Below are 17,616 nucleotides of genomic sequence, written 5' to 3' on the forward strand. Positions count from 1 at the left end.
ACTTCTCCGGCTTGTCGGCGACAACGGCCTCGGTGGTCAGGAACAGGGCCGCGATGGAGGCCGCGTTCTGCAGAGCCGAGCGAGTGACCTTGACCAGGTCGGCGACACCGGCGGCGAGCAGGTCCTCGTACTCGTTGGTCGCGGCGTTGAGGCCCTGGCCGGCGGGCAGGTGGGAAACCAATCGCGCGATGGTGTCCACGCTCCGCCTTCGGCAGGAAGGCGAATGCTACGACAGCAGCGTTCTCGAGCGTATCGCAGCAGGTCTACGCAACCTCAACACACACTCCCGATCCCATCGGCCCGGCACTCAATGCGAAATCGATGGTGTTATCGCGCGATGGCGAGCCGCACATTCCGATCATCCCGGAGAAGGGTCGTGAGCACACCGCCGTGACAGAACAGCGAGGTGATAGTCCCATCAGACGTCGTGGCCACCCGAGCGAGCGGGCGGATCGTCGCTACCGGCGCGACCCACTTCCCGGCGGAGCGCGGTGAGACTCACCTGGACACCCGCGGTGTAGGAGGGCCCGAGGGACCGCACCGAGTCGGCGAGGCTCTCATACAGCGCGAGTGCCTCCCGCGAACGACCTGCCTTCTCGTAGGCATCGGCGAGATTCAGCTGATTGACCAACGTGTCGCGGTGGCCGGGTCCCAGAACTCGAACCGACTCGGCGACATTCTGTTCATGTAGCGCGATTGCCTCGCTCAACCGCCCGGTCTGCGCATAGACACCCGCGAGATTGTTGCGGGACGTGAGCGTATCCGGATGGTCGAGTCCACGAACCCGCGTCGTCGTTGCGAGATTGAGCTCGCTCAGATCGGCCGCCTCCGCGAACCGACCCGCCCTCCGGTAGGTATAAGCGAGATTACCTTGAACAGCCAGGGTAGCGCTGTGTTCGGGCCCGCGTACGCGAACCGAGTCGCTGAGGGTCTGTTCGTACAACGCGATCGCCTCGTCGAACCGGTACTCCTGCTCGTAACAGCCTGCGAGGATGTTGCGGAAGGTCAGAACCTTCGGGTTCTCGGCGCCGAGGGTTTCCGCCCGCCGCGCGATATGCTGCTCGAACAGCGGGATGGCCGCTGCCGACCGGCCGGCCGCTTGGTATGCGTCGGCAAGGTTGTAGCGAAATGTCACCGTGTCGGGATGGTCCGGCCCTAAGATCCGCTCGGCATCCGCGAGATTCCGCTCGAACAGCGGGACGGCCTTCTGTACCCGGCCCGCGCTCCGGTAGGCACCGGCACGGTTGTTGCGGCGATTCAGGACACGGACCGTCCCCCCGAACCTCCACCACGCGAGAATTCCGGCGCCCACCGCAATCGCCACCACTATCCACCACGACCAGACCGCGACGGTCAGCTGCAACACGGTGGCCAGCCCGCCACCCACCGTTGCGCCCACCATCGCTGCCCCGGCCCGCTGCCTCGGATTCATCACGCCTCCCACCCGAATCGAGGACGAACTCTCCCTGACCGCCGAGTTTTCGAGCGCACCAGAAATATTCGCCCCGCTGATAATATCCAGAATCCGCTCATGTGGATTGCCCTCCCCTCCACCCCGGGCAAGTCCGGCAAGAATCACGTCAGGGACGAAACGTTCGCCACAGCAACGGAATTTCTACTCCGTAGGTCGGTCGATCAAGCAGCCGGGCAAGAACGAGCGTGGGGTCGGCCCACCTGACGGTGGACCGGCCCCGCGATTCGAAAAGGTTGCCGGGTGACCGGACTCAGAAGTCCATGCCGCCCATGCCGCCGGTCGGATCGGCCGGCGCGGCGGCCGACTTCTCCGGCTTGTCGGCGACAACGGCCTCGGTGGTCAGGAACAGGGCCGCGATGGAGGCCGCGTTCTGCAGAGCCGAGCGAGTGACCTTGACCGGGTCGGCGACACCGGCGGCGAGCAGGTCCTCGTACTCGTTGGTCGCGGCGTTGAGGCCCTGACCGGCGGGCAGGTTGGAAACCTTCTCCGCGACGACGCCGGGCTCGAGGCCGGCATTGAAGGCGATCTGCTTCAGCGGAGCCGACAGCGCCACCCGCACGATGTTCGCGCCGGTCGCCTCGTCACCGTCGAGCTTCAGGTCCTCCAGAGCCGGAGCCGACTGCAGCAGGGCCACGCCACCACCGGCGACGATGCCCTCTTCGACGGCGGCCTTGGCGTTGCGCACGGCATCTTCGATGCGGTGCTTGCGCTCCTTGAGCTCGACCTCGGTCGCGGCACCGGCCTTGATGACCGCAACACCGCCGGCCAGCTTGGCCAGGCGCTCCTGCAGCTTCTCGCGGTCGTAGTCCGAATCCGAGTTCTCGATCTCGGTGCGGATCTGCGCCACGCGGCCCTGGATGGCCTCCGCGTCGCCCGCGCCCTCGACGATGGTGGTCTCGTCCTTGGTGACGACGACCTTGCGCGCCTGGCCGAGCAGTTCGATGCCGGCGGTCTCCAGGGAGAGGCCGACCTCTTCGCTGATGACCTCGCCACCGGTGAGGATGGCGATATCGGCGAGCTGGGCCTTGCGGCGGTCACCGAAGCCCGGAGCCTTGACGGCGACGGACTTGAAGGTGCCACGGATCTTGTTCACGACCAGGGTCGACAGGGCTTCGCCCTCGACGTCCTCGGCGATGATCAGCAGCGGCTTACCGGCCTGGATGACCTTCTCCAGCAGCGGCAGCAGGTCCTTGACGGTGGAGACCTTCGAGCCGACCAGCAGCAGGTAGGGGTCCTCGAGGACCGCTTCCTGACGCTCGGGATCGGTGACGAAGTAGCCCGAGATGTAGCCCTTGTCGAAGCGCATACCCTCGGTGAGTTCCAGCGACAGACCGAAGGTCTGCGCCTCTTCGACGGTGATGACGCCTTCTTTGCCGACCTTGTCCATGGCCTCGGCGATCAGCTCACCGATGGACGGGTCGCCCGCGGAGATACCGGCGGTGGCGGCGATCTGCTCCTTGGTCTCGACCTCCTTGGCGGAGTCGAGCAGCTTGGCGGTGACGGCCTCGACGGCCTTCTCGATGCCGCGCTTCAGGCCCAGCGGGTTCGCGCCGGCCGCGACATTGCGCAGGCCCTCGCGCACCAGCGCCTGGGCGAGCACGGTGGCGGTGGTGGTGCCGTCGCCCGCGACATCGTCGGTCTTCTTGGCGACTTCCTTGACCAGCTCGGCGCCGATCTTCTCGTACGGGTCCTCGAGCTCGATCTCCTTGGCGATGGACACACCATCGTTGGTGATCGTGGGGGCGCCCCACTTCTTCTCGAGCACGACGTTGCGGCCCTTCGGCCCCAGCGTCACCTTGACCGCGTCGGCGAGGCTGTTGAGGCCCCGCTCGAGGCCGCGACGGGCCTCTTCGTCGTACGCAATTGTCTTGGCCATTGTGGTGAGATCCTCCAAGTAATGAGGCTGACACACAGGATGACCGCATTGTCGGGTCACCCTTAGCTACGCTTGTGGCCAGGTTCGGTGCCCGCGACGGACGACCAGGGGTGTCGTGGTACCCGATCTCACCGTCCCGACCTTGGCACTCTCCGGTGGGGAGTGCCAAAGCCATTTTTAGCACTCGCAGGTGCCGAGTGCAAGGTCGTGCTCTTTTGCCCCGCCTCCGGCGGGGCGGGTCGGGGCCGGTCCGCCCACTGAGGCAGACCATCCGGAGCAGACAGGAAGGGGCAGCCTGTGGTCCACCTCGATCGGCCCGGAGAACTACACAGCCTCCCCACTACTTCGGAGATGGCCCCGAAGACAATTCAGAGGCTGTCGGTCACTCGCAGGGCAAGGGCCAGGAAGGCATCCGCGCGCCGCTCCTCCGGGGTGCGCGGCTCACCCTCGTCGATCGTGACGAATTCGGCATCGTGCAGCAGCAGTTCGGCCTCGACCCGCATGATGGCGCGAATGAACGGTGGCGCGACTTCCCGCGGTAGATCGCCGTTGACCACATAGCTCCCGTCCGACAACGATTCGGTGGAGACGTAGGTCAATGCGCGCAGCAGATCATCCCGGTGCTCACCGGCCACCAGGTCGGAGTCCGTTTCATCCGCCATTGCTATAGATTACCGGGATAGCGGCCCGGATCGGGCGCATCGGAGCCCCCGCCTGCGGTAACACCGGCGCGGTGGGCCGGCGCCACCCGGCACGACTCACCGCAGGCCGGTTCGAATAGCGGTGATCACACCGCACGAAGTCCCGAGCGTCTCCACGGGCGGGCGTACGGCTATTCCTTCTCGGCGACGATCTGCCGCAGCAGCTCGGCCAACCGGGTTTCGATCGGCTCCTTACGCAATCCGGCATCGCTGAGGATACCCGAGCCGTTCTCCAGTTCGAGGACGGCGAGCAGGATGTGCTCGGTGCCGATGTAATTGTGCGCGAGCCGCAGGGCCTCGCGGAAGGTCAGCTCCAGCGCTTTCTTCGCGTCGGCGCCGAAGGGGACGAGCCCGCTCATCGTGCCGGCCGCGGTCGCGGCCTTGAGCGCCTCCGGCCCGGCCGTCGCGTCGCCGCCCACCGCGGTCAGCGCCGCGCTCGCGATATCGGCGAGGGCGACCCCCTGTTCCACGATCAACCGACCGGCCAGGCCGTCCGCCTCACTGAGCAGGCCCAGCACCAGGTGGCCGAGGGAGATCTCGGCACTGCCGGTGATACTGGCGGCCTCCTGGGCCGCGACCACGACCATGCGGGCGCGCGCGGTGAACTTGCCGAATCCGGCATTGGGGTCCATCTCGGCGGAGGGATCACCCGGCGGCTTGGGCACGAAGCGTTTCTGGGCGGCCTGTTTGCTCACGCCCATACTGGCACCGATCTCGGTCCAGGAGGCGCCCGAACGGCGGGCCTGATCGACGAAATGACCGATCAGATGGTCGGCCAGCTCACCGAGATGACCTGCGGTGACCACCGCGTCGGCGAGTTGTTCCAGGGCGTTGTCGGGCCGAGCCTTCTTGATGACGTCGATGAGGTCGTCCAGACGTACTGTTGTCATGCGTCAACTATAGGTTGACGCATGATCACCGTCAACCAGAAGTTGACGACAGAATCCCTCAGTTCCGCCCGCCCGGCCGGCGCAACCGCAACCGCGAATCACCACGCAGCACCGGCCGCCGGATCTCGGGGCGGCGCAGCACCGGCCGCCGGATCTCCGGGCGGCGCAGCACCGTCAACCGGCGGTCGGCCCGGCGCTGCGCGCGGCGCTCGGCCGGTTTGTACTGCCAGGTCTCGGGCCGGGCCGCCACCCAGCGCCGCGAGTACCACGCGAAGGGGATATGCCCGAGATACAGCACGATCAGCACGAGCAGCAGCACGATGGGGTAGGTGATCAGCGCCGCGCCGGCCAGCGCGACCAGCACCAGCAGGCCCGCGGCGGCCTGCGGAGCGACCGACACCGACTTGAGTGCCAGGGTGGGGATGGTGCTCACGCACAGCGCCGCGGCGAAGACCGTCCAGGCCGCGACCACCGGAAAACTCGTCCACCAGCCGTCGCCGAACTGCACGTACACCGCGATCGGCGCCATCGCGATGAGGGCACCGGCCGGCGCCGGGACCCCGACGAAGTACTCACGCGCCCAATCGGGGCGGGTGTCGTCGTCCAGCAGGGTGTTGAACCGGGCCAGTCGCAGCACGACGCTCACCGCGAAGAGCAGCGCGATGATCCAGCCCGAACCGCTGCTCTCGCCGTTGAACAGCACGACATACAGCACCAGCGCCGGCGCCACCCCGAAGGAGATGGCATCGGAGAGGGAGTCCAGCTCGGCGCCGATCTTGGTGGTCGCCGAGAGCAACCGCGCCAGCCGGCCGTCGAGGGTGTCCAGCACCGCGGCCGCGCCGATCATGGCGAGGGCGATCTTCAGTTCACCCTCGAGACCGAACCGCACCGCGGACAGTCCCGAGCACAGCGCCAGGATGGTGACGATACTCGGCAGCAGCCGGATCGATCGGCGCCGCCTGCCTTCGATGACCTGCTCCATCACGCGCCCGCCGACGGCAGAACCGCAAGCACCGTCTCCCCCCCGATCGTCCGCTGGCCGATGTTCACCAGCAGTTCGGTCCCGGCCGGGAAGTAGGTGTCCACCCGGGACCCGAACCGGATCAGGCCGTAGGTGTCGCCGATGGTGATCCGGTCACCGGCGGCGGCGTCGCAGACGATGCGCCGGGCCAGCAGCCCGGCGATCTGGACCACCACCACCTGCTGCCCGTCGGCAGTGTCGATCAGCATGCTGCTGCGTTCGTTGACCTCGCTGGCATCGGCCAGGTCGGCGGATTTGAACTGCCCGCGCCGGTAACGCACATCCCGCACGACGCCGGAGACCGGCGTGCGCTGGACGTGCACGTCCAGGACCGACAGGAAGATGCTCACCCGGGGCAGCGGCTGATCGCCGAGACCCAACTCCGGCGGGGGCGCGGCCGTATCGACCAGGGCGACCTCACCGTCGGCGGGGGCGACCACCACGCCCGGCCGATTCGGCGGGACCCGGTGGGGGTGCCGGAAGAAGGCGGCGCTCGCCGCGGCCGCCGCGAGCGCGGTCCGGCGGAGCCAGCGCCGCCTGCGGCCCAGGACCGCGACTCCCAGCGGAACGGCCACGAAGGGCAATCCGGCCGGATGCATCGGCGGGATCGCACTGCGCACCAGATCGGCCAGATGGGCCGGGCCGGTAGTTTCCGGGGTGCCGGGCGGCGTGGGACGGCGTGCCACTGATTCCTCTTTCGTACTCGGTTCGATCGGCGCGGACTCCGGGTGGCGACCGGTCCCCGCGCACGGGCCGGCCGACCCTGTCGGCGCAAGCGTTCACACCTTACGCCGAACGGGCCGGTGGCACCGGGTGTCGAACCGAGACCTACCTCCGTACGACCAACTTCACCAGGAACAGGAGGATGACGGCGCCGGCCAGGCAGGTGAAGAAGCTGAAGAACCAGCCGGCACTGTTCACGTCGACACCGAATGCCGAGAGCAGGAAGCCGCCGATCAGGCCGCCCACGACACCTACCACGATATTGAGAAGAATGCCCTGCTGGGCGTCGGTTTTCATGATCTTACTGGCGATCCAGCCGGCGATACCGCCGATGATGATCCAGCCGATGATGCCGAGTCCGAGCATGAGTTGTTCCTCGCTTGTTCTCCGGGTACCCGCCCGCGGCCGCGGGCGTGTATCGCCGCAATACCCGGAGTCGATCTCGATAACCCCGGCGAATCTCGAATAAGCGATGCCGTCGCCCGCACTTGGGGATAATATGAGGGTGCCTCATGTCTCCGGATTGCCCGGTGACCGCGAGCACGCGGCCCACGGGTGAGGAATCCACATCGAAATCGGGTCCACCCTCGCGGCGACCCAGCCGCAGGTACATAGGAGAAGCACCATGGCTACTCAGATCGCCCAGACGACCGGGGCCCAGCACACCGCGATCCTGGGGCTGGGCGTATACCGCCCGGCACGCGTCGTGACCAACGACGAAGTAGCCGGACCGATCGATTCCAGCGACGAGTGGATCCGAACCCGGTCGGGTATCCGCACGCGCCGCTTCGCCGACGACACCGAGACCATCCATTCGATGAGCGTGGCCGCCTGTCGCGGCGCCCTGGACTCGGCCGGTATCGCGGGCGATCAGGTCGACTGCGTCATCGTCGCCACCTCGACCCATCTGCTGCTGACGCCCGCGGCCGCGCCGCGGATCGCCACCGAACTCGGCACCGGCGGCGCCGCGGCCTTCGATATCTCGGCCGGTTGCGCCGGGTTCTGCCACGGCCTGGCCATGGCCTCGGATCTGGTCCGCGCGGGCACCGCCTCGCATGTGCTCGTCATCGGAGTGGAGAAACTCAGCGACACCGTCAACCCGGCCGACCGCGGTACCGCGTTCCTGTTCGCCGATGGCGCGGGCGCCGTGGTGGTGGGCGCGGCCGAGGAACAGGGCATCGGGCCGACGGTCTGGGGCTCCGACGGCACCCAGCACCGGGTCATCCGCCAGGACAAGGACTGGGTCCAGTTCTTCGCCGAGATCGAGGAGAAGGGCACCGACGCCGTCCGCCCCTATCTGGCCATGGAGGGCACCGCGGTGTTCCGGTGGGCGGCGCACTCCCTGGAGAAGGTCTGCCGCGACGCCATCGACCGCGCCGGCCTGTCCACCGACGACCTGGACGCCATGATCCCCCACCAGGCCAACGGCCGGATCATCGAGATCATGGCGCGGGTGCTGAAACTGCCGGAGAACTGCGCGCTGGCCAACGATATCGAGGAGGCCGGCAACACATCGGCAGCCTCGATCCCGCTGGCGATGGAGAACCTGTTGCGTACCGGGCAGTCCCAGCCCGGCGACACCGCACTGCTCATCGCGTTCGGCGCCGGACTCTCCTACGCCGCCCAGGTCGTGAACCTGCCGAAGTTCAGCGCGCCTCGACCGCTGTCCTGATCTTGGCCAGCGATTCGTTCATCCCGGCCACCAGGTTCTCCTCGAACGCCGCTTCCCCACCGAGCACCGCATCGATCAGGGTCCGCGATACCCAGGTGGTGCCGTTGGGAACATCCCGGCGTTCGATGAGCCGGGTCCCGTTCTCGGTGGGCTCGAGGGTGTAGGTCCAGACCGTCCGGTTCTGGCTCACCCGGAAGGCCAGCGCGCTGTTCTTCTCGTAGCGCAGGATGCGCAGGTGGTCGGCCAGAATTTCCATCCGTCCCGGTTGAGATTGACCGTCAGCGTGCCCGCTCTCGGCTTACCGATCGGGACCATCCGCACACACTGGGGGCTGAACTCCGGCATGCGGCTCGGGTCGGCGAGTACCGCCCAGACCCGCTCCGGCGGTGCGGCGATATCGATGCTGGCTTCCAGATTCTTCGGCAACACTGCCTCCGGGTAGGTGAAACTCCAAGTATCAGAAAGAGTAGCGGTTGGCGACGGCTCGGTCACATTTTCCCGCGCCGTGTATCGATATCACCGATCCGGAAGCAGAATCGATGACGGGACCCCATCGGTTGCCGGATAACCACCGCCAGCAAGTCGCGTCGCCAGCAAACACACAGCTACCCGTGAGGTGATGGGCCGTGAACTTTCGCTCGCTACTGCGCCGCCAGACCACCGAGGGACTGCCGCAACTCCCGGCACTCGAACCCGACGACCCCTCCGCGAACGCCAGGATCGACGAACGGCTGGAACGTCTGCTCACCCCGACCGAACTGGATATGGTCCTGCGCCACCGAGTTTGAACCCCGGCGTCCGGAACCCCGGCTGCGGCCGGGGCCGTCGCACGCCACCCGGTACGCTGCTGGTCGCGCCGGAGGCTCCGGCGTGGCTGACCACCGGGGAATGCGTTATGAAGCGAATATCGACTGTTGTGCTCGCCGCGGCCGCCGCCGCGGCGCTGATGCTTTCGGGTTGCTCCGCCGAAGAAGAGCCGGCCGAAGCGTCGGGCCTGCGCAAGAACACCGCGACCGCGCAGACGGCGCAGACCGGATCCGGCGACGGCGGTACCACCGAAACCACCGCTCCCGGCTCGGAGCAAACCTCTGAGCAGCCCCCGGAAACCACCGTGACCGAGGACGAATCCACCGGCGATGCCCCCGCCTCGGGCCGCGCCTCCGACACCACCTGCGGTCGGTTCGCACAGCTCGACGAACCGCAGCAGCAGCAACTCATCGGCCAGATCCTCGCCGAGAACCCCGACAGCGCGTTCGTCGGCAACCCCAACGCTGCGCTCGGCACCGCGAAATTGGTGTGCAATTCCGAGAAGCTGGCCGATCAGAAGGTCGCCGCGGTGGCGGGGATCGTCGTCAACGGCTGACGGACGGGTGCGGCCCGCCGCGGCCGCACACTTTCAGCTACTGATCACCGAGACCGTGTCGTTGCCGTGGGCGAGATAGGCGGTATCGGCGCCGGGATCGATCGTGATGTCGCTCGGGATACCGGCGGAACCGAGATCGACGGTGGCGGCGACCGTGTTCGCGCGGGTGTCGATCACCTCGACGTTGTGATAGTTGACGACGTAGGCGGTATGCGAATCGGGGTCGGCGGCGAGATCCAGTGCGTTGCCGTGCACCGGGACCGAGCCGCGGACCTGGCGCGAATCCCCGGAGACGATCGAGAAGAACCGCTCGTCGCCGTCTCCTGCCGTGGACATCCGCGTGGCGTAGACCGTGTGGGTCGTCGGGTCGACCGCCACATCGAGAGCGTGCGCGTCCTCGCCGAGGGCGATCGTCGCGGTGACCGCTCGGCTGCCGGTGTCGAACACCGCCAACCCCTCGTCATCGGTGACGTAGAGGGCGCGCGCCGCCGGATCCAGAGCCGCCTGGCCGGTGGAGAAGTCGCCGGGGGCGGTCGCCGTCACCGCGCGGGCGCCCATATCGATAATCGCCACGCCACGCGGGCCGACGGCGTACAGGGTGGAGCCGGCCGGGTCCGGCACCAGATCCTCGGCGGCGAAGCCGATCGCCACCGTCGCGAGAACTCGGCGTGCCCCGGGGTCGATCACCGCTACCGACCCACCCTCGTCCTCGAAGGTGACGAAGAGGTTGTGGGTGCCCGGGTCGACCGCGATGGCACCGGGTTTTCCACCGACCGGAATCGTCGCGGTCACCGTTCGCGTAGTCGTATCGATCACCGATAAGGAGCCGCCGGCGGAATCGGTGGCATAGAGCCGGTCGGTCGAGGGGTCGACGGCGATCCGATCCGCGGATCCGGCGAGGCGGATCGTGCCGGCGAGCGCGGGCCCCGATTTCTCTTCCGGCCCGGACGTGGCGATCACCACCACGACGACCACCACGGCCAGCGCCAGCGCCGCCGCGGCGAGAACGAATTCCACGGGTGCCCGCCGCGCCATCGGCTCCGCGGCGGGCGCGACCGGGGACTCGCCCGGGAACGCGGCCGCCCCCGGCATCGCGCTGTCGTCACCGACCGCGGCCGCACCGAGATCCGGCCGGGCCGAACCGCGCCGCTCGACCGTCGGATCGGCGCCCAGCGCCACGGCGACCGTGGGCGCGGTCCGGGAGTAGCGCGGCGCGTGGTCACCTCCGGCGGGAAACGCGAGATTCTCGAGCGCCGCGCGCGCCGCGTCCGCGAGTTCTCCGGCCGTGCCGTACCGCCGATCGGGATCCTTGGCCATACCGCGCTCGACGACCTCGTCGAAAGGTCGCAGTGGCGGCCGGGAGGCGCTCGGTCCCGGCGGCGGCATGGTCAGGTGGCCGGCGATCTGCTGTTCGAGACTGTCGCCCTCGAACGGCCTGGTGCCGGTGAGGCATTCGTACAGGACACAGGCCAGCGCGTACACATCGGCGCGCTGGTCGGCACGTCCTGTGCTGAGCCGTTCGGGAGCCATGTACGCGACCGTGCCGACGGCGACGCCGGTACTGGTCAACCCGGCGTCGGCGGCGGAGCGGGCGATACCGAAGTCGATCAGATAGGCGAAACCACGCTCGGCCAGCAGGATGTTCGAGGGCTTCACATCGCGATGCACCAGCCCCTCGGCGTGCGCGGCGTCCAGCGCCGCCGCGACCTGGTCGACGAGGTGAACGGCCGCCTGCGCGGGCAGCACCCCGGAGCGGTCGAGGACGGTTTTCAGATCCTCGCCGTCGACCAGCCGCATATCCAGGAAGAGGCGTCCGTCGATATCACCGTAATCGTGGATGGGCACGATATGCGGTTCGCGCAACCGGGCCGCCGCATGGGCCTCCCGCCGGAAGCGTTCGCGGTAGCCGGCATCGGCCGAGAGATGCGCGGGCAGCACTTTCACCGCGACGAACCGGTCGGTGACCGTGTCGTAGGCACGGTAGACCTGCCCCATTCCGCCCTCGCCGATCTTCTCGCGCAACCGGTAGCGCCCGAAAACCTCGTCCATCCTCGTCCTCCCCGTCCGGGCGGCTGCGCCTGTCCGCCACGGTCCGCCTCGGCGGTCCCGGCCCGGCCCGGCCAGGCCACTGGCCATGCCCGGCGGGCGCCGCGACTGTATCGCGGCACGGACAGCGCATCAACGCCGATGAGCCGCCGGATTCCCGGAAGCGTGAGCCGGTCGCCGATTCCGGGCACGGCAGCCCCTCGGCGCCCGAGACGGTGATTCCGGCCCCGGTCACCGGGCCCACGCCCCCGCATTCCCGGATGCGGCGCAGAATGGCACGGTGGCTGAGTTGGCGTTGACCGTTCGTCTGAATCCCTCCGCCGCCGACGCCCGGCGTGGGGTGGTCCGGCTGCATCCCGAAGCGCTCGCCGCTCTCGGCCTACGCGAATGGGACGGAGTCTCACTCGTCGGCGCCCGCCGGACCGCGGCCGTGGTGGGCCGGGCGCCCGCGGGGACCCCGGCCGGTACCGCGCTTCTCGACGATGTGACCCTGTCCAATTCCGGCCTGCGGGAGAACGCGGGGGTGGTGGTGTCGCCGGCCGTGGTGTACGGCGCCCGGCGCATCACGGTGAGCGGATCCCGGCAGGCCACCCGGTCGATCCCGGCGGCCACGCTGCGCCAGGCGCTGCTCGGCAAGGTGGTGACCGTGGGCGACACGGTGTCCCTGCTGCCGCGCGAGCTGGGGCCGGATATTCCGTCGTCGGTGGCGAGTCAGGCGTTGTCGCGGGCGTTCGGGATCGCCTGGACCTCCGAATTGCTCACCGTGGTCACCACCGACCCGGCCGGTGCGCCGGTGAGTGTGCAACCGAACACGGCGGTCGACTGGACGGCCGGGGTGGCCGCCGGTGACGAGCCGGCCCCCCTCCGGGTGAACGAGCATCCCGGCCCGCACCAGCCACTGCCGCCGAGCCACCCCGAGACGATGACGGGTGAGCTGCCCGGGTCCGTGCCGGTCGCGCCGGCACCGCCGCCCGAACTGAAGGTGGAGGATCTGGCCGGGGTACAGCAGCAGGCGGCGAAGCTGACCGAATGGCTGAGCCTGGCCCTGGACGAACCCGAATTGCTCAAGGCACTCGGCGCGACCCCGCGCCTCGGTGTGCTCATCACCGGACCGGCCGGAGTGGGAAAGACCACGCTGGCCAGAGCGGTCGTGGCGCCGCGCCGGATCGTGGAGCTGGACGGGCCGTCGGTGGGCGCGGCGGAGAGCGGGGCCCGGTTGCGGGCGGTCGCCGCCGCGACCGCGGCCGTGGGGTCGGGCCGGGGTGGCGTCCTGCTCATCACCGATATCGACGCGCTGCTACCCGAACCGCCCGAACCGGTCGCGACGCTGATCCTGGACCAGTTGCGGGCGGCGATGGCCGAACCGTGTGTGGCGCTGCTGGCCACCACAGCGCATCCGACGGCGATCGACCGGCGGTTGCGGGCGCCCGATCTGTGCGACCGGGAGGTCGCGCTGGCGCTGCCCACCGCCGGGTTGCGCCGGGCGTTGCTGGAACAGCTGCTGCGCAAGGTACCCACCGGCGAGCTCCGCCTGGACGAGATCGCCGCGTCCGCCCCGGGATTCGTGGTCGCCGATCTCGCCGCGCTGTGCCGGGAGGCGGCCCTGCGGGCGGCCGCGCGAGCGAGCCGGGACGGCACCGAACCACTGCTCGAGCAAGCGGACCTCAGCGGCGCCCTGGAGGTCATCCGGCCGCTGTCGCGTTCGGGTACCGAGGAATTGGCCATCGGCAGTCTCGGTCTCGACGATGTGGGCGATATGGCCGAGACCAAGCAGGCGCTGACGGAATCGGTGCTCTGGCCGCTGCGCCACCCGGATTCGTTCGCGCGGCTCGGTATCGAACCACCCCGCGGGGTGCTGCTGTACGGACCGCCCGGCTGTGGGAAAACCTTCCTGGTGCGGGCGCTGGCGGGTAGCGGTCAGTTGAGCGTCCACACCGTCAAGGGCGCGGAGCTGATGGACAAATGGGTGGGCTCCTCCGAACGCGCGGTGCGCGAGCTGTTCCAGCGGGCCCGGGACTCGGCGCCTTCGCTGATCTTCCTGGACGAGGTGGACGCGCTGGCGCCGCGCCGCGGCCAGAGCTCCGATTCCGGAGTCACCGACCGCGTGGTGGCAGCGCTGCTCACCGAGTTGGACGGCGTGGAGCCGCTGCGCGATGTGGTGGTCGTGGGCGCCACCAACCGGCCGGAACTGATCGACCCGGCCCTGCTGCGGCCGGGCCGGCTCGAACGGCTGGTGTTCGTGCCCCCGCCGGACGCCGAGGCCCGGGCCGCGATTCTGCGCACCACCGGCCGCGCGGTCCCGCTGGCGGAGTCGGTGGACCTGGACCGGCTCGCGGCCGAGCTGGACGGTTTCTCGGCCGCGGACTGCGCGGCGCTGCTGCGCGAGGCGGCGCTGGCGGCCATGCGCCGCGATGTGGACGCCGCGGATGTGACAGCCGCGGATATCGCCGCCGCCCGCCGCGCGGTGCGCCCCTCGCTGGACCGCGAACAGGTGGAGTCGCTGCGCCGGTACGCGGAGTCGCGTCGCTGACCGGTTCCCGTTCTGTCCGATATGCCTGACCTGGTGAAATCGTTGCCAGAGGGTAGCCGGATACGAGTGAGCATCTCTTAATCTGTACGATTGTCCCAGTTCGTGCTCGCCTATGATGAGCGCGCAATACCCCGCCGCCCCTATCTCGACGGAGGTAACGCTTGCTCGCCGTCCTGCTCGCACACGCCCTGGCCGCGCTGATCGCGCCCTCCGCCGTGCGAGTACTGGGCCGCAACGCGTTCTATCCCCTGGCGCTGGTACCGCTCGGCTGCCTCGGCTGGGTGATCGCCCACTGGAACGACGAGATCACGGTTCGGAGGCAATGGGCGCCGACCATCGATCTCGGCATGGACCTGCGCTTCGACTCCCTGGCCACGGTGATGAGCGCGCTCGTCCTGGGTATCGGCGCTCTGGTGCTGGCCTACTGCGCCCGCTACTTCACCGACGACGAACCGAAGCTCGGCTCCTTCGCCGCCTGGCTGGTCGCCTTCTCCGGCGCCATGTTCGGCCTGGTCACCAGCGACAACATGCTGTTGCTGTTCACCTTCTGGGAAGTGACCACCGTGCTGTCGTTCCTGCTGGTCGGCCACAACTCCGACAGCGTGCCCGGCCGCCGCGCGGCCCTGCAGGCCCTGCTGGTCACCGGCGCGGGCGGCCTGGCCATGCTCGCCGGAATCGTCATCCTCGGCGAGTCCTACGGCAGCTACCTGCTATCGGATCTGCTCGCCGCCACCGACCCTCCCGGCGGCGTCGCGGTGCAGGTCGCGGTGGTGCTCGTCCTGGTGGGCGCGCTGAGCAAATCCGCCATCGTGCCCCTGCACTTCTGGCTGCCCGGCGCCATGGCCGCACCCACCCCGGTCAGCGCCTATCTGCACGCCGCCGCAATGGTCAAGGCGGGTGTCTACCTCATCGCGCGGCTCGCGCCCGCCTTCGCCGACGCCCCGGTCTGGCGGCCGCTCGTCCTCACCCTCGGCCTGGCGTCCATGCTGCTCGCCGGGTTGCGCGCGATGCAGGTCACCGATCTGAAACTGGTCCTCGCCTTCGGCACGGTGAGCCAGCTCGGCTTTCTGGTGACGATGGTGGGCCTGGGCACCCCGGATGCCGCGCTCGCCGGTATCGGCCTGATCGTGGCGCACGCCCTGTTCAAAGCCGCCCTCTTCCTGGTCGTCGGCATCATCGACCATGGGACGGGGACCCGTGACCTGCGGGAACTCTCCGGGCTGGGTCGGCGCGCCCCCGTGCTCCTCGGCGCCTCGTCGCTGGCCGCGCTGAGTATGGCCGGTATCCCGCCCCTCTGGGGGTTCGTGGCCAAGGAGTCCGCGCTGGCCGCCGAACTCCACGCCGAGCCGCTCTCGCTCACCGTGAAACTGCTGCTGGCCGCCGGACTGGTGCTCGGCTCCATGCTCACCGTCGCCTACAGCGCGCGTTTCATCTGGGGTGCGTTCGCCGACAAACCCGGGGTCGCGGTCCCAGACTGGCACGCGCCGGGTATCGGGCTGAGCGCGGCGCCGGTGCTGCTGGCCGCCGGCTCGCTGGGCGCCGGGCTCGCCGCGCCCTGGATGGACGGACTGCTGGCGCCCTACGCCGAAACCCTCCCGGGCGAGTTGACCGAACACCTCCAGCTCTGGCACGGCCCGACCTTGCCGCTGCTGCTCACCGTCGTGATCATCGCCGGCGGCCTGGCGCTGTTCGCGATGCGGGACCGGTTCGGCGAATCGGCGAAGCTGCTCGGCAACGCCGACCGCGGCTACGATGCCGCGCTGCGGGCGGCCGACCGGCTCTCGCTGCGCATGACCGGTGCCGTCCAGCGCGGTTCGCTGCCGCTCACCCAGGCGGTCATCCTCGGCACCCTGGTGATCGTGCCCGCGGTGGTGCTGGCGGTCGGCACCCGGTCCGGGATCGAACTGCGGCTGTGGGACTCCCCGCTGCAAATGGTGATCGGCGCCATCATGATCGCCATGGCGCTGGGCGCGACCGTCCTGCGCAACCGGCTGGCCAGCGTGCTGGTGGTCGGGCTCACCGGCTATGGATGCGGTGTCGTCTTCGCGCTGCACGGCGCCCCCGACCTGGCGCTGACCCAGTTCCTGGTGGAAACGCTGACACTCGTGGTGTTCGTGCTGGTGCTGCGCGCCTTCCCGGCCGAGATCGGACCCGAACAGCAGGCCGGATTCCATATCGGCCGGGCGGCCATCGCCGTCGCGGCCGGTATCACGGTGCCGGTGCTGGCGGCGTTCGCGGCTTCGGCGCGCACTGCCCGGCCCATCTGGGAACGTATCCCGGACGCGGCCTACGAGTTCGGCGGCGGTAAGAACGCGGTCAATGTCCTGCTGGTCGATATCCGTGCCTGGGATACGCTCGGCGAGATATCGGTGCTGGTCGTGGCCGCCACCGGGGTGGCCTCGCTGGTGTTCCGCAGTCGGCGGTTCGGGCTGCCGCCGCGCGCCGTCGACGCGCCCAACTACCGGCCCGGCAAGGTGAGCTGGCTGCCCGCGGGCCGGCTGGTCGACCGCCGCGACCGCTCGATGGTCCTGCAGATCACCACCCGTCTGGTGTTCCCCACCATCATGGTGCTGTCGGTCTACTTCTTCTTCTCCGGTCACAACGCGCCCGGCGGCGGTTTCGCCGGCGGTCTCATCGCCGGGCTGGCGCTGGTCCTGCGTTATCTCGCGGGCGGCCAGTACGAACTGGGTGAGGCGCTACCGGTGGAGGCCGGTCATCTGCTCGGCGCCGGGCTGATCCTCGCCGCCGGTACCGCCAGCGCCTCGCTGCTGCTGGGCGCGCCGCCGCTGAGCTCCAGCATTCTCGAGGCGACGGTCCCGGTACTCGGCCATGTCAAACTGGTGACCTCGCTGTTCTTCGACCTCGGCGTCTACCTGATCGTGGTGGGCCTGGTACTGGACGTACTGCGCAGCCTCGGTGCGCGCCTCGACGACGAGTTGGTGCAGTCATGAGCGCGAATACGACCCTGCTGATCGTCGTCGGCGTCCTGGTGGCGTGCGGTGTGTACCTGCTGCTCGAACGAACCGTGACGAAGATGCTGCTCGGCATCCTGCTGTTCAGCAATGCGGTCAACCTGCTGATTCTCACCATGGGCGGGCCCGACGGGGTGCCCCCGATCCGGGGCGCGGACGATATCGAGCACAACCTCATGGCCGACCCGCTGGCCCAGGCGCTGGTGCTCACGGCCATCGTCATCACCATGGGTGTCTCGGCGTTCGTGCTGGCGCTGGCCTATCGCTCCTACATCCTGACCACGAGCGAAAAAGTCGAGAACGACCCGGAGGATGTCGGGATCGCCGCGCGCCAGCCGGAGGAACCCG

The 17,616-nt window shown here is 69.0% G+C and carries 13 protein-coding genes and 3 pseudogenes; 6 read left to right on the forward strand and 10 right to left on the reverse strand.

The features are described from left to right. The 8 genes and pseudogenes from ABZV91_RS15550 to ABZV91_RS15585 form a co-directional block, all read right to left on the reverse strand. A pseudogene (locus tag ABZV91_RS15550) lies at positions 1-178 on the reverse strand (TCP-1/cpn60 chaperonin family protein); the annotation flags it as partial. A gap of 240 nt (positions 179-418) precedes the next feature. Next, complete coding sequence (locus ABZV91_RS15555) at positions 419-1,579, reverse strand: tetratricopeptide repeat protein (protein WP_355241261.1); 1,161 nt, start codon at positions 1,577-1,579, stop codon at positions 419-421. A 145-nt stretch (positions 1,580-1,724) separates the two neighbouring features. Then, the gene (groL, locus tag ABZV91_RS15560; protein ID WP_355241264.1) at positions 1,725-3,350 is read right to left on the reverse strand and encodes a chaperonin GroEL; all 1,626 of its coding nucleotides are present in this window, start codon (positions 3,348-3,350) and stop codon (positions 1,725-1,727) included. Positions 3,351-3,718: 368 nt separating this feature from the next. Continuing rightward, positions 3,719-4,012, reverse strand: a complete 294-nt coding sequence (locus ABZV91_RS15565; RefSeq protein WP_355241266.1) for a hypothetical protein — start codon at positions 4,010-4,012, stop codon at positions 3,719-3,721. 170 nt (positions 4,013-4,182) lie between these two features. Beyond that, entirely contained in the window at positions 4,183-4,941 is a 759-nt protein-coding gene (locus tag ABZV91_RS15570; RefSeq protein ID WP_355241269.1) for a Clp protease N-terminal domain-containing protein, read from the reverse strand. A gap of 58 nt (positions 4,942-4,999) precedes the next feature. Continuing rightward, positions 5,000-5,923, reverse strand: coding sequence for a phosphatidylcholine/phosphatidylserine synthase (locus tag ABZV91_RS15575; protein ID WP_355241364.1), 924 nt, complete (start codon positions 5,921-5,923; stop codon positions 5,000-5,002). Continuing rightward, a complete protein-coding gene (locus ABZV91_RS15580) occupies positions 5,923-6,648 on the reverse strand; it encodes a phosphatidylserine decarboxylase (RefSeq protein ID WP_355241272.1) in 726 nt (241 codons plus the stop codon). The genes ABZV91_RS15575 and ABZV91_RS15580 overlap by 1 nt, the downstream gene beginning before the upstream one ends. 142 nt (positions 6,649-6,790) lie before the next feature. After that, entirely contained in the window at positions 6,791-7,051 is a 261-nt protein-coding gene (locus ABZV91_RS15585) for a GlsB/YeaQ/YmgE family stress response membrane protein (RefSeq protein ID WP_355241274.1), read from the reverse strand. 259 nt (positions 7,052-7,310) lie between these two features. Between ABZV91_RS15585 and ABZV91_RS15590 the strand changes: the two genes are divergently transcribed. Then, positions 7,311-8,357, forward strand: coding sequence for a beta-ketoacyl-ACP synthase III (locus tag ABZV91_RS15590; protein ID WP_355241277.1), 1,047 nt, complete (start codon positions 7,311-7,313; stop codon positions 8,355-8,357). Here ABZV91_RS15590 and ABZV91_RS15595 read toward each other — a convergent pair. Further along, a pseudogene (locus ABZV91_RS15595) lies at positions 8,332-8,783 on the reverse strand (SRPBCC family protein). The gene ABZV91_RS15590 and the pseudogene ABZV91_RS15595 overlap by 26 nt on opposite strands. Positions 8,784-8,983: 200 nt before the next feature. Here ABZV91_RS15595 and ABZV91_RS15600 point away from each other — a divergent pair. Further along, positions 8,984-9,145 carry a hypothetical protein gene (locus ABZV91_RS15600; RefSeq protein ID WP_355241280.1) on the forward strand — a complete coding sequence of 54 codons (162 nt, stop codon included), beginning with the start codon at positions 8,984-8,986 and terminating at the stop codon, positions 9,143-9,145. A gap of 107 nt (positions 9,146-9,252) precedes the next feature. Beyond that, complete coding sequence (locus ABZV91_RS15605; RefSeq protein WP_355241283.1) at positions 9,253-9,720, forward strand: hypothetical protein; 468 nt, start codon at positions 9,253-9,255, stop codon at positions 9,718-9,720. Positions 9,721-9,753: 33 nt separating this feature from the next. On the opposite strand, the gene ABZV91_RS15610 is transcribed toward ABZV91_RS15605, so the two are convergent. After that, entirely contained in the window at positions 9,754-11,769 is a 2,016-nt protein-coding gene (locus ABZV91_RS15610; protein ID WP_355241286.1) for a serine/threonine-protein kinase, read from the reverse strand. A 277-nt stretch (positions 11,770-12,046) separates the two neighbouring features. Between ABZV91_RS15610 and ABZV91_RS15615 the strand changes: the two genes are divergently transcribed. The 3 genes and pseudogenes from ABZV91_RS15615 to ABZV91_RS15625 all read left to right on the forward strand — a co-directional run. Then, on the forward strand, positions 12,047-14,296 hold the full coding sequence (locus ABZV91_RS15615) for an AAA family ATPase (RefSeq protein WP_355241289.1): 2,250 nt from the start codon (positions 12,047-12,049) through the stop codon (positions 14,294-14,296). 161 nt (positions 14,297-14,457) lie between these two features. Next, positions 14,458-17,247 carry a Na+/H+ antiporter subunit A gene (locus ABZV91_RS15620; RefSeq protein WP_355241292.1) on the forward strand — a complete coding sequence of 930 codons (2,790 nt, stop codon included), beginning with the start codon at positions 14,458-14,460 and terminating at the stop codon, positions 17,245-17,247. Then, positions 17,244-17,582: pseudogene (locus ABZV91_RS15625) on the forward strand (Na(+)/H(+) antiporter subunit C); the annotation flags it as partial. The gene ABZV91_RS15620 and the pseudogene ABZV91_RS15625, both read left to right, overlap by 4 nt. Positions 17,583-17,616: the final 34 nt, after the last annotated feature.

The organism is Nocardia sp. NPDC004568 (assembly GCF_040609955.1).
Classification (GTDB): Bacteria; Actinomycetota; Actinomycetes; order Mycobacteriales; family Mycobacteriaceae; genus Nocardia.